This is a genomic window from Hahella chejuensis KCTC 2396 (assembly GCF_000012985.1).
Lineage (GTDB): Bacteria > Pseudomonadota > Gammaproteobacteria > Pseudomonadales > Oleiphilaceae > Hahella > Hahella chejuensis.
This window is the reverse complement of the sequence record NC_007645.1, coordinates 2,392,251-2,405,138: the sequence shown is the minus strand read 5'-3', so window position 1 is coordinate 2,405,138 and position 12,888 is coordinate 2,392,251. Positions and strand designations below refer to the sequence as shown.

General features: G+C 52.6%; 13 protein-coding genes. 10 read left to right on the top strand and 3 right to left on the bottom strand.

Annotated features, from left to right (window positions below; translation table 11 throughout):
- Entirely contained in the window at positions 1–705 is a 705-nt protein-coding gene (locus tag HCH_RS10660; RefSeq protein WP_011396234.1) for an arginyltransferase, read from the top strand.
- 210 nt (positions 706–915) lie between these two features.
- Positions 916–1,134, top strand: a complete 219-nt coding sequence (gene infA, locus HCH_RS10655; RefSeq protein WP_011396232.1) for a translation initiation factor IF-1 — start codon at positions 916–918, stop codon at positions 1,132–1,134.
- Between the two features lie 158 nt (positions 1,135–1,292).
- On the opposite strand, the gene clpA is transcribed toward infA, so the two are convergent.
- Entirely contained in the window at positions 1,293–3,572 is a 2,280-nt protein-coding gene (gene clpA, locus HCH_RS10650; RefSeq protein ID WP_011396231.1) for an ATP-dependent Clp protease ATP-binding subunit ClpA, read from the bottom strand.
- 18 nt (positions 3,573–3,590) lie between these two features.
- A complete protein-coding gene (clpS, locus tag HCH_RS10645; protein ID WP_011396230.1) occupies positions 3,591–3,971 on the bottom strand; it encodes an ATP-dependent Clp protease adapter ClpS in 381 nt (126 codons plus the stop codon).
- Positions 3,972–4,332: 361 nt separating this feature from the next.
- Here clpS and HCH_RS34995 point away from each other — a divergent pair, with 361 nt between their 5' ends.
- Positions 4,333–4,683: a cold-shock protein gene (locus tag HCH_RS34995; protein WP_011396229.1), complete on the top strand. Its 351-nt coding sequence runs from the start codon at positions 4,333–4,335 to the stop codon at positions 4,681–4,683.
- A 208-nt stretch (positions 4,684–4,891) separates the two neighbouring features.
- Here the strand turns inward: HCH_RS34995 and icd are convergent, their stop codons facing one another.
- Complete coding sequence (icd, locus tag HCH_RS10635) at positions 4,892–6,151, bottom strand: NADP-dependent isocitrate dehydrogenase (protein WP_011396228.1); 1,260 nt, start codon at positions 6,149–6,151, stop codon at positions 4,892–4,894.
- Between the two features lie 165 nt (positions 6,152–6,316).
- On the opposite strand from icd, the gene HCH_RS10630 reads away from it, so the two are divergent.
- The 7 genes from HCH_RS10630 (at position 6,317) to HCH_RS10600 (ending at position 12,875) form a co-directional block, all read left to right on the top strand.
- Positions 6,317–6,925 (top strand): pseudouridine synthase, encoded by a 609-nt coding sequence (locus HCH_RS10630; RefSeq protein WP_011396227.1) that lies wholly within the window; start codon positions 6,317–6,319, stop codon positions 6,923–6,925.
- A 22-nt stretch (positions 6,926–6,947) separates the two neighbouring features.
- Positions 6,948–7,394, top strand: coding sequence for an NUDIX hydrolase (locus HCH_RS10625; RefSeq protein ID WP_011396226.1), 447 nt, complete (start codon positions 6,948–6,950; stop codon positions 7,392–7,394).
- A 132-nt stretch (positions 7,395–7,526) separates the two neighbouring features.
- Positions 7,527–8,621, top strand: a complete 1,095-nt coding sequence (gene mnmA / locus HCH_RS10620; protein ID WP_011396225.1) for a tRNA 2-thiouridine(34) synthase MnmA — start codon at positions 7,527–7,529, stop codon at positions 8,619–8,621.
- A gap of 13 nt (positions 8,622–8,634) precedes the next feature.
- Positions 8,635–9,252, top strand: coding sequence for a high frequency lysogenization protein HflD (hflD, locus tag HCH_RS10615; RefSeq protein WP_011396224.1), 618 nt, complete (start codon positions 8,635–8,637; stop codon positions 9,250–9,252).
- 60 nt (positions 9,253–9,312) lie between these two features.
- Entirely contained in the window at positions 9,313–10,707 is a 1,395-nt protein-coding gene (gene purB, locus HCH_RS10610) for an adenylosuccinate lyase (RefSeq protein WP_041598569.1), read from the top strand.
- Positions 10,708–10,714: 7 nt separating this feature from the next.
- A complete protein-coding gene (locus HCH_RS10605) occupies positions 10,715–11,932 on the top strand; it encodes a cupin domain-containing protein (RefSeq protein ID WP_011396222.1) in 1,218 nt (405 codons plus the stop codon).
- On the top strand, positions 11,919–12,875 hold the full coding sequence (locus tag HCH_RS10600) for a GNAT family N-acetyltransferase (protein ID WP_011396221.1): 957 nt from the start codon (positions 11,919–11,921) through the stop codon (positions 12,873–12,875). The genes HCH_RS10605 and HCH_RS10600 overlap by 14 nt, the downstream gene beginning before the upstream one ends.
- Positions 12,876–12,888 lie beyond the last annotated feature (13 nt).

The window sequence follows — 12,888 nt, the reverse complement described above, 5'->3', positions numbered from 1 at the left end:
ATGTCGAACTTAAGGACTCTGGTTTTTTACGCTACGCCGGAACACCCGTGCAGTTACCTAGACGATCGCCTGGCCACCACCATGTTTGTGGACCCTAAAGCGGACATTAACCTGGACCTGTACACTCGGTTGTCGCAACTGGGTTTCCGTCGCAGCGGCAATCATTACTACAAGCCTCGCTGCAATGGTTGCAACGCCTGCATCGCCGTGCGCATCCCCACGGAAGAATTTAACCGTACGCGAAGCCAGGAACGCACCTGGAAGCGCAACTCAGACTTGACGGTACGTCTGCGCTCCGCCCAGTTCGAACAAGAACATTTTGCGCTTTATCAACGCTATATCAGCGCCCGACACCAGGACGGGGATATGTACCCCCCCACGCTGGACCAGTATGAGTCGTTCTTGCTGGAGGCTCGATCAGAAACCCTGTTTATTGAGTTTCGCAAGGATAGCAAGTTGCTCGCTATCGCAGTGACAGACAGAACCACCGACGGCCTCTCTGCCATCTATACGTTCTTCGACCCCAATGAAGACAAGCGCGCACTGGGCGTCTACGCCATTCTTTGGCAGCTTCAATTCGCACGAGAGCAACGCCTCCCCTATTTATATCTGGGATACTGGATTCGAGGCTGCCGAAAAATGTCCTACAAAACCAATTACAGACCTATTCAAGTGTTAGTCAGAGACTCCTGGATCACCATTTAACGGCTAATATTCATACATCTCTGGATAACAAAACGACCTTATCTCGACGTCAACCCGAAAAATTTGCGAAATAGAGGCTGATTATCCAGATAATAAAGAATTGGCTTTTGCACTTTGGTTATAATTAAGGCAAAATTCGCTCTCTTTAAAAAGCGCTTACTATTTTTTAACTTTTTGCGCTTAACACGAATTTCATGAGGACAAAGCTGAATGGCGAAAGAAGGTAATATTGAAATGGAAGGGACCATCATTGACACCCTTCCCAATACAATGTTTAGGGTTCAACTCGAAAATGGTCATGTTGTGACTGCCCACATTTCTGGGAAGATGCGCAAAAACTACATCCGCATTCTGACTGGAGACAAAGTCAAAGTAGAAATGACCCCCTACGACCTGAGCAAAGGTCGCATCGTATACCGCGCCCGCTAATACCTCACATTAATTTTCCCATATCGCCGCCAGAACATTCTAAGCAAGTTCTATAGCTGGGAAGATTCATAAATCACCGGCAACTATGCGGTCATTTAATCAGGCGAAATAAAAAAGGGGCTTATCGCCCCTTTTTTAGTTTCCAACACCCTTTCCAATTAATGCGTGGACTCATCCAGCAGCTCACGCTCCGGCACATACTTAAAGTCCAGCTTGTCGTCTTTCACGCTGACAAACACCGTGCCGCCGCACTCCGCCAAATCTCCGAACAGGATCTGTTCGGCAAGAGGCTTCTTGATATTCTCCTGAATAAGCCGAGCCATGGGTCTCGCCCCCATCTTCTCGTCATATCCATGCACCGCCAGCCATGCTTTGGCTTCAGTATCGAACTCCAGAAGAATACGCTTATCGTCCAGCTGCGCCTGCATTTCGGTCAGGAACTTGTCCACCACATGAGTAATCGTTGTAGTGTCCAATGGACCAAACTGAATGATCCCATCAAGACGGTTTCTAAACTCTGGCGTAAAGGTCTTGGTAATAATTTCCATACCATCAGTGGTGTGATCCTGAGTCCGGAAACCGATTGAGCGACGACTCATCTCTTCAGCGCCGGCGTTGGTGGTCATTACCAATATGACGTGGCGGAAATCCGCCTTACGGCCATTGTTGTCAGTCAAAGTGCCATGGTCCATCACCTGTAGAAGCAAGTTAAAGACTTCCGGGTGCGCCTTCTCAATCTCATCCAGCAGTAACACGCAGTGAGGATTCTTATTCACCGCTTCTGTCAGCAAGCCGCCCTGATCAAATCCGACATAGCCGGGAGGCGCGCCAATCAAGCGGGAAACAGTGTGCCTTTCCATGTATTCGGACATATCAAAACGCACCAGCTCCACACCGAGAATTTTGGCCAACTGACGAGTCACCTCCGTCTTACCAACCCCAGTAGGACCGGCAAACAGGAATGAACCTTCAGGTTTGCCTTCTGACTTCAGGCCCGCTCTGGAGAGTTTGATAGCAGTCACCAACGCCTCAATGGCAGGATCTTGACCAAACACCACCATCTTGAGGTTGCGCTGCAGGTTACGCAGCTTGTCTTTGTCTGAAGAGGAAACTGTTTTCGGCGGAATCCTGGCGATCGACGCCACAACGCTTTCGACAATATGAATATCAATGATCTTGGCGCGCTCAGCCTCTGGCTTCAGCCTCTGGCTGGCCCCCGCCTCATCAATCACGTCAATCGCCTTATCCGGCATGTGGCGATCATTGATATAGCGATCCGCCAAATCCGCAGCGGAACGCAGCGCAGCATCGGTATACTCGACTTCATGATGCTTCTCAAACTGCCGCTTGAGACCTTTCAGAATCAGATAGGTATCGTTAACGGAAGGCTCGACTACGTCAATCTTCTGGAAACGACGCGCCAAGGCGCTGTCTTTCTCAAATATGCCGCGGAATTCAGTGAAGGTGGTTGAGCCGATACAGCGAATTTCACCGGAACTCAACAACGGTTTCAATAGATTTGAAGCATCCATCACGCCGCCGGAAGCGGAACCTGCGCCAATAATCGTATGAATCTCGTCAATAAACAGAATGGACTTGGTTTGGCGCTTCAATTCTTTCAGTAACGCTTTAAAACGTTTTTCAAAGTCGCCACGATATTTAGTTCCTGCGAGCAGCGCGCCAAGGTCCAGAGAATAGACCACAGCGTCTTTGATGATATCTGGCACGTTGCCTTCAACAATCTGCTTCGCCAGACCTTCAGCGATAGCGGTTTTACCAACACCGGCCTCACCCACCAGTAGCGGGTTGTTTTTACGCCGGCGCGAAAGAATCTGCATGACTCTTTCCAGCTCTTTGTCACGACCGATTAAAGGATCAATCCGCCCCAGTCTGGCCTGCTCATTCAGATTGGTTGCGTACGATTCCAAAGGTTTTGAACCGCCGCCCTCTTCCAAGCCTTCCTCCTGGTGTTCGTGTTCCTCGTCCTGTTCACGGTCGCCGGAAACTTTGGAAATGCCATGACTGATATAATTAACCACGTCAATACGAGCGACATTCTGTTTCTTCAGGACGTACACCGCCTGACTTTCCTGTTCGCTAAAAATAGCGACCAGTACATTAGCGCCAGTCACTTCTTTTTTGCCTGAAGACTGGACATGAAATACGGCTCTTTGAAGCACCCGTTGAAACCCAAGAGTCGGCTGAGTTTCCCGCTCCGGATCATTGTTCGGAATCAACGGCGTAGTCGAATCAACAAACTCCGAAAGCTCGTTACGCAGCTGACCCAGATCCGCACCGCATGCTGTTAACACTTTCAGCGCTGAATCATTGTCGAGCAGGGCAAGCAAAAGGTGCTCGACTGTCATGAATTCATGACGTTTCTCGCGCGCGCTTTTGAAAGCTGCATTAAGAGTTAATTCGAGGTCTTTACTTAGCATTTGGCACCTCAGGAATGACTAATCCGCTCTTTCTATCTCACATAGCAGTGGGTGTTCACACTCGGACGAGTATTGGTTTACCTGAGCCGCCTTCGACTCAGCGATATCCCTGGTGAACACTCCACATACTGCACGCCCTTGGGTATGCACCGCCAGCATAACTTGCGTAGCCTTAGGTTCCGACATGTTGAAAAACCTTATCAACACCTCAACAACGAAGTCCATCGGTGTATAGTCGTCATTCAACATAACAACCTGATACATCGAAGGCCGCTTCAGCGCCGGTTTCTCAGGCGCTAGCGCTAGACTCCCGGGGTGGTCCCCATCTTGGTTCCCTTCATCCTCCAGGCCATCGTTGTCCTGATTTAATATTAGTAGACTATTTTCAACTTTACCCATAGCCGGATTGAATAATTTAGTTAAATTTTTACAGTAGTTCGTAACTTTCCGGCAACCAGCTCTGAGCTCTTTTTTGCAACACAATAACTGCCCGCCAACTACACTATACGCCAATTATAAAAGTGGAGTCGCCCCATCCAAACTTCAATGGGCCCAGCCTTTTGGCCGGTTACTTTCAATATGCGCTGCTTTATAATACTATCTGCATTGGTAGCAAACTAGGCCGAGATACTCGAATTGTTGTACTGCTGCTACCGGTGCTTCAGTAGTAAAGCGAAAGTAGTAAAATTAGAGTGGACTGGCCAATAGACAAAAATAACTAGGGTAAAAGCCCATCTCTATGGAGACAAGGGAGTCGATCATGCCTCAAGGTAAAGTAAAATGGTTCAATAATGCCAAGGGCTACGGCTTTATCATCGCTGATGAAGGAAACGGCGATCTCTGCAAAGAAGATCTGTTCGTCCACTTCTCGTCAATCCAAATGGAAGGATATAAGACGCTGAAAGCGGGACAAGCTGTTAATTTTGACGCACAGCCCAGCGGCAAAGGATTCCACGCGGTCAATATTGTTCCGTTAGAATCCGAACCAGAAAAATCCTCGAAAAATCCTGAAACGGAAACTGCGGAAGGCCCTGAAAGCGCCGCCAAAACCGAATCAGTCGAGAATAAATCAAAAGAGAATTCAAGGACGCCAATGGCCGCAAGCGCCTAGCTTAGCAACCATCCGGATACTTGTAATTCCAAACATGCTCCGGCTTGTACGGGGCGTGTTTTGCCCTGCTTGCGACATCAATCGGCCAAATCACCGCCTTTGCGCCATCATCTTTATGTACGCCAGACCATGGCGATAAACACAAACGAGATGGCGAAAAAAGCCCCGCAGAGTGCGGGGCTTTTTAGTTTCCGACGGATGTAAAATCCTACTTCATATGCCTGATGACCGCGTCACCAAACTCAGAGGTTTTCAGTAAAGTCGCGTCCGGCATTAAGCGCTCAAAGTCGTAGGTCACTGTTTTGGCTTCTATGGCGCCCGCCATGCCGTTCAAGATCAGATCCGCCGCCTCTTCCCATCCCATATGACGCAGCATCATCTCTGCCGAAAGGATCAACGACCCGGGATTCACCTTGTCCTGACCCGCATACTTCGGCGCCGTGCCGTGCGTCGCTTCAAACAAGGCCACGCTGCCGCCGATGTTGGCGCCCGGCGCAATGCCGATTCCCCCGACTTCCGCCGCCAAAGCGTCGGAAATATAGTCGCCGTTCAGGTTCAGTGTCGCAATGACGCTGTAATCTTCCGGGCGCATCAGAATTTGCTGCAGGAACGCATCGGCAATAACGTCTTTAATGACAATTTGGCGCCCTGTTTTCGGGTTTTTGAATGCGCGCCATGGTCCGCCATCCAAAGGCTCCGCCCCGAAACGCTCCACCGCCAGTTCATAGCCCCAGTCCTTAAATGCGCCCTCAGTGTACTTCATAATGTTGCCTTTATGGACCAAGGTCACCGACGGCTTGTCATTATCAATCGCATATTGAATCGCTTTTCTCACCAGACGCTTAGTGCCTTCTTCCGACACAGGCTTGACGCCGATGCCGCAATTATCAGGAAAACGAATCTTTGTGACGCCCATTTCTTCGCGTAGAAAACGGATGATTTTTTGCGCTTCCGGGCTGTTCGCTTTCCATTCGATCCCTGCGTAGATGTCCTCAGAGTTCTCTCGGAAAATCACCATATCGGTTTTCTGCGGCGCCACCACCGGGCTGGGCACGCCCTTAAACCAGCGCACCGGACGCATACAGACATAGAGATCAAGCTCCTGCCGCAGCGCAACGTTCAGGGACCGAATGCCTCCACCGACAGGTGTAGTCAGCGGTCCCTTGATACCAATAGAGAATTCCCGCAACGCCTCCAAAGTCTCCTCAGGCAGCCAGTCATTGGGTCCATACACCTTGGTCGCCTTCTCGCCTGAATAGATTTCCATCCAGGCGATGGCGCGTTTGGAGCCATAGGCTTTTTCAACTGCCGCATTGACAACTTTGATCATTGGAGGGGTAATGTCGACGCCAATCCCATCGCCTTCGATGAAAGGTATAATTGGATGATTGGGGACATTCATGGACAGGTCCGCGTTTACCGTGATTTTGTCACCGTCGGCAGGAACTCTGATCTTTTGGTATCCCATTCTCTACTCCGTAGGTTTAAAGTTTGTGTTATTCCATACTATCGAACAGAAAGAAGCTTCCACCGAGCGGTGTGAAGCAGGAGCGTTTTGTAGTTTTATTACCGCGCCCATAGTATAGCACTACGAAAACCGTAATTTTATTACAGAAGTTGGTAACTCCGAGCAATGGCTATTTTAGTCGTATTCAACAAGCCCATGAACGTCCTGACCCAGTTTAACGACTCCCAAGGACGCGCCACCCTATCTGACTTTATCGACAAGCCTGGCGTATACGCCGCAGGCAGACTGGATTACGACTCTGAAGGGTTACTGCTGCTGACGGATGACGGCGCGATTCAGGCGCGCATCAGTCAACCGAAATTTAAACTCCCGAAAACTTACTGGGTGCAAGTTGAGGGCGTCATTGGCGAGGCCGCGTTACGCAGACTGGAAAAAGGGGTAATGCTCAATGACGGCCCTACTCGTCCCGCGCACGCCAGCCTCATTAGTCCGCCCGAAGTCTGGGAGCGCGACCCTCCCATCCGGCAACGTAAAAACATCCCAACCAGCTGGATCGCCTTAACCCTCTTTGAAGGCAGAAACAGACAGGTTCGGCGCATGACCGCCGCCGTAGGGTTCCCAACCTTGCGTTTGATCCGATACAGTATCGGCCCCTGGAGCATTAATGGCTTACAGCCTGGAGAGTGGCGGGAGGAGCATGTGCATGCCTCACAGAAAGCCCCAACCTCCAGTCGCAGAAATCCTCAAAAAGTCGTTCGTTTCAAAAAACGCTAACACAAATATTCGGAGCATTTTTATGGTGTGGAGCCCTAGAGCCGTTGTGGCCGCGATCATCCCCCAAGACGATAAATTCCTGTTTGTAGAGGAAGAGATTGACGGGCGCGCCGTACTAAATCAGCCGGCGGGCCATATCGAAAAAGGCGAAAGCATATTTGGCGCGGTTCTCCGTGAGACGCTTGAAGAAACCGGGTGGGAAGTGGAGCTGGAAAACTTTATCGGGATATATGTCCTGAATACGCCTGACCCAGAGACGGTTTATCACCGCTACTGCTTCAGCGCGCGCGCCTTACGTCAAACCGGACGCACACTGGATTCGGACATCAGCGCCATCCACTGGCTGTCCCATACCCAGCTCCTTAATGGCGAACTCCCTTTGCGTAGCGATCTGGTAAGGCTCTGTCTGGAAGATTATCTTGCAGGACGTCGCTTGCCCCTGGACACGATTCGCCACCACAAAATTTAAGGCTCATGCGCAAATTCCGGCGCCGGTTAATGAAACTTTAGAAATCTTGCTGGCGGACGCCTATAATAGGGCGTTTTTTCACCCTGAAGTCTTGGCGTCCCTTAGTCAATTCAAGCCCTGAAAGTTTAAAGCATGTCCACACATCGTAATCAACGCGTCATCGTTGGCATTTCCGGAGGAGTCGACTCTTCTGTATCCGCCTATCTCCTAAAAGCTCTCGGCTACGAAGTCGAAGGTTTGTTCATGAAAAACTGGGATGAGGATGACGGCACCGAATACTGCACCGCGCTTTCCGATCTGGAGGACGCTCAAAAAGTCTGCGACAAACTGGGCATCAAGTTGCACACGGCAAGCTTTTCCGCCGAATACTGGGACCGCGTTTTCGAGCATTTCCTGGATGAATATCGCGCAGGACGAACGCCAAACCCGGATATTCTGTGCAACAAAGAAATCAAATTCAAAGCCTTCCTGGACTACGCCCAAGCCCTTGGCGGCGACCTTATCGCCACCGGCCATTACGCTCAGTTCTCCCGCTTTGGCGAACACACCTACCTGATGAAAGGCGCGGACCCCAGCAAAGAACAGAGCTACTTTCTCCATGCCGTCCCTGGTCAGGCGCTGGCGCGAACCTTATTCCCGGTCGGCGGTCTATTGAAGAAAGAAGTTCGCCGCATTGCCCGGGAGCTGGATTTGATCACCCATGACAAAAAGGACAGCACCGGCATCTGCTTCATCGGCGAGCGTAAGTTTTCCGACTTTCTAAAAACCTACCTGCCCGCCCAGCCTGGGAAAATCGTAACGGATAAAGGCGAAGAGATCGGCCGTCATCAGGGCTTGATGTACCACACTATCGGTCAGCGCCAGGGCCTCGGCATTGGCGGCCTGAAAGGGTATGACGACGCGCCCTGGTATGTGGTGGAGAAAGATCTCGACAACAATGAACTGGTCGTCGCCCAGGGCGGCGATCACCCTCGCCTGTTCAGCGCCGGCCTCACCGCCAGCAAGCTGGATTGGATTAATGGCGTTCCCGCCAAATCCTCCTTCTCCTGCTACGCAAAAACCCGTTATCGTCAACCCGATCAGTTATGTCGGGTGGATGTGCAGGATGGCGGCGTAAGGGTGACTTTTGATAAACGCCAGCGGGCGGTCACCCCCGGCCAGTCAGTTGTATTTTATGATGGCGCGCGCTGCCTGGGCGGCGGCGTTATCGAATCCGTATTCAAATAGGAGTCTGTCGACATTGTCCTATAACCTTGAGAATCAAGTGATAGCGTTGGCGGGCGTTTTTCAGTCCGCCGCGTTGGTGGATCAATTGGCCAAGCAAGGTACTGTCGCTCCAACCAGCTACGAATGCAGTCTGAAAAGCCTGCTCAAGGTCGATGCGACCTCAACTCTGGATGTGTATGGCGATATTTATGGCTTGCAACTGGGCTTGAAAGAGTTGATCGCCGTACTGGAGAGAAAGCAGGACCGCAAAAAAGTGGATGTCGTGCGTTACGCCCTGACGCTCCTGTATCTGGAAGGCAAGGTGAACAAGCGTGGCGATATGCTGGACGTTATGAGTCAGCGCATCGCGCAAATAAACACCCAGACTTTGCATTTCGAACCCACACACACCAATATCATCAGCGCTTTCGCCTCTCTGTACAGCGATACCATCAGCACCTTCCCTCAGCGTATACAGGTGACTGGCGACCCCAGATTCCTGAGAGTGGATGAAAACGCCGATAAAATTCGCGCCCTGCTACTGGCTGGCATTCGCGCCGCCGTGTTGTGGAGACAGGTCGGCGGACGACGCTGGAAACTGTTCTTCATGCGCAAAAAGATACTGCAGATCGCCAATGGCATGTTGCGCTGATCGCACGCCCCTTTAATGTTAGAATTCAACGTTTGTTCAACCGCTGCAAGAGATAGAAACATGATACTTAACGAGCTGACAGCACTCTCCCCCGTCGACGGCCGTTACGCCGGTAAGGTCGCCGATTTGCGGCCGATCTTCAGTGAGTTTGGTCTGATCAAAGCGCGGATTGAAGTGGAAATCAAATGGCTGCTGCAACTGGCCGCCAATCCCGGTATCCCAGAAGTTCCCGTTTTTGACGACGCCACTACGGCCTTTCTGACCGCTATTTATGAGAATCTGTCGCTGGAAGACGCTTCCCGCGTCAAGGAAATCGAGCGCACCACCAATCACGATGTGAAAGCGGTGGAGTATTTTATCAAAGAACAGTTCAAACGCGAAGGCGCCCCTAAAATCCTTACGGACATCAATGAGTTCGTCCACTTCGCCTGCACCTCGGAAGACATCAATAACCTGTCTTACTCCCTGATGCTGAAACGCGGCGTGCAGGACGTAGTGCTGCCGGTCATGCAGCAGGTCGTCGCCAGACTGGAAGAACTGGCTCTGAACTTCGCCGCTCAGCCCATGCTGTCCCGCACGCACGGCCAAACTGCATCCCCCACGACGGTTGGCAAAGAGCTTGCCAATGTGGTCGCTCGTCTGAAAAGACAAATGGCGCAGATTCGCCAGATCAAAATGCTGGGCAAGATCAACGGCGCCGTTGGCAACTACAACGCGCACTTGAGCGCCTATCCCGATGTAAATTGGGAAGCCCACGCACAGGATCTGATCAAGGAACTGGGGCTGGAATGGAACCCGTACACCACTCAGATCGAACCCCATGATTTTATCGCCGAGGCCTTTGACGCAGTTTGTCGCTACAACACCATCCTGATCGACCTGAACCGCGACGTATGGGGCTACATTTCCCTGGGTTACTTCAAGCAGAAAGCGGTGGCCGGCGAAGTCGGTTCTTCCACCATGCCTCACAAAGTCAACCCGATTGATTTTGAAAACTCCGAGGGCAATCTTGGCATCGCCAATGCGGTGATGGAGCACCTGAGCCGCAAACTGCCGGTTTCCCGCTGGCAGCGCGACCTGACTGACTCCACTGTATTGCGTAATCTGGGCGTTGGTTTGGCGCAGTCCTTGATCGCTTATCACTCTACTCTTAAAGGCTTGGGCAAGCTGGAGTTGAACCCCATGCGTCTGGACGAAGACCTGAATCAAAGCTGGGAAGTACTGGCGGAACCGATTCAGACCGTCATGCGTCGCTATCGTATTGAAGGCGCCTACGAGAAGCTGAAAGAACTGACCCGCGGCAAAGCGATTACCCAAGAAGCGATGAAGCCTTTCATTGAATCCCTGAAAATCCCGGAAGAAGCCAAGCAGCGTCTGCTTGCCATGACGCCGGCGACTTACACCGGCAACGCCGCAGAGCAGGCTGCGCGCATCAAAGACTATAGCGGCGAGTAACGGCGATATGTTGACTCACTTGGGCGACATCAGCGTCGCCGACTTCCTCGCGCATTACTGGCAAAAGAAGCCGCTGATCATTCGCGGCTTGTTGCCCGGTTACGAATGTCCGCTGGATGAGAATGATCTGGCGGGGCTCGCCACGGAAGAAGAAGTTGAATCCCGCTTGGTCTATGAAGAGCTGAACGGTCAGCCCTGGCAACTTGAGCATGGCCCGTTTTCCATTGAAAAGCTGGAGAACATGCCTCATCAGGGCTGGACCCTCTTAGTGCAGGGGCTGGACACCTGGGTTCCGGAAATCGCCGATTTGCTCGACCGCTTCCGCTTCCTGCCCAACTGGCGTGTGGATGACATCATGGCCAGTTTCGCGCCCCCAGGCGGCAGCGTGGGTCCGCACTTCGATCATTACGACGTTTTTCTCATCCAGGCTACAGGCGCTCGCCGCTGGCGCATCGGCCCGCCCTGCGATGACCAATCGCCCCGTGTAGACGGCACGCCATTGCGTATCCTGCAAAATTTCGAGCAGACGGAAGAATGGGTGCTGGAGCCGGGCGACGCGCTGTACTTACCGCCAGGTTACGCCCACTACGGCGTCGCGGAAACATCCTGCATCACCCTTTCGGTAGGCTTTCGCTCCCCCACCTACGCGGAGCTGATGTCCGCGCTGGCGGACGATTGGTTCGAGAACCCCGCTTTATCCACTCACCTGCATGACGCCACCGAAGCGCCATTGAGCAATCCGGGTCTGATAAGCGACGACGTTTTTGCAGACATCAGATCCCGCTTACAGGCCCTGCTGGATGACGAAGCAGGGCTCCGCCGCAGCTTCGGTCGCTTTATCAGCGCGCCCAAGTTTGACGCCGCCGTGCCGCCGCTGGACGCAGCTATGCGACTTTCGCCGGAAGACGCAGGCGAGTCGCTGCAGGATCAGGAAATCCAATGGCGCTGGAATGAAGGCTCCCGCTACACCTACAGTCTGTATGAAGAGGCTGGCGCGCGCCGCGTTATGTTCGCCGTCGACGGCGAGGCTTATGACGCCGATGAGCGCTTTGCTCCTCTGGTGGAAATACTGTGCCGCAGCAACAACGTAGACCGCGAACGGCTGCTGCCGTGGAGCGCCGATAAGGACGCATTGAAGTTGTTGAGTTCCTTGTTGAATAGAGGCAGTCTGGTGTTAGAAGGCTTCGATGACGACGAGGAAGATTGGGACGATGACGACGCTTAAGTACACCCGCATTACGACTTGGTTGGAAAACGAGAGCGAACTGCGTGCGATCCGCCAACAGGTGTTTGTAGAAGAACAAGGCGTTCCCCCGGAACTGGAGTGGGACAACAAGGACGAGAACGCCGTTCACTTTCTGGTGAAAGACGTGGAGGACCGCAACCTGGCGGTCGCCCGTCTGGTGCGCCTGTCGCCGGAAAAGGCGAAATTCGGTCGCCTGGCTGTGCTGCCGGAGTTTCGCCGCCAGGGTATCGCCAGGAGTTTGCTCAAGTTTGTTATCGGCTACGCCCGCTCAGAGGGATTCAATCATCTGACGCTCAGCGCCAACATCGACGCCACGTCTCTCTACGCCAATGAAGGTTTCCAGGCGTTGGGCTCTCCTCATGAAGAAGCCGGCTCCCTGCATCAGCGCATGGAGCTGACGTTAGGAACCGCCAAAGTCGAAGCCGCCACTGCCCTGGGACAAGACGAACGCGTGTATCGCATCCACGCCGAGCCCGACTATCTGGAGCACCTCAAGTCGCTTACCTCCCAGGCGAAACAAAGCGCTTTAATCCTGACCTGGGATCTGGAAAAAAATGTCCTGGACAATCCCGACGTATTGGACGCATTGAGCCGTCTCGCCCGGAGTGGCCGCGCCACTCAGATTAAAATTCTACTGGGCGCGCCCAAGACGCCCGTGGCGCAGAGCAACCAGTTGCTCGCCCTCGCCCGTCGGTTAACCTCCAACATTGAAATTAAAATGCTCAACCCAGAGCTGAGCTTCCCCGAACAGGTTTATGTCCTGATCGACGATGACGGCGTCTTGCTGCGCCACCATTACGAAAAGTGGGAAGGGTTCTGCTGCTACCAGGACCCCGGTACGGTGAAGCGCCTTAAAGATGAGTTCATGCGTTTATTGCAGCACAGTCAGGTTTCACAGGAACTGCGTCAGTTCTCCCTATAGCCCCGGCGTTCCA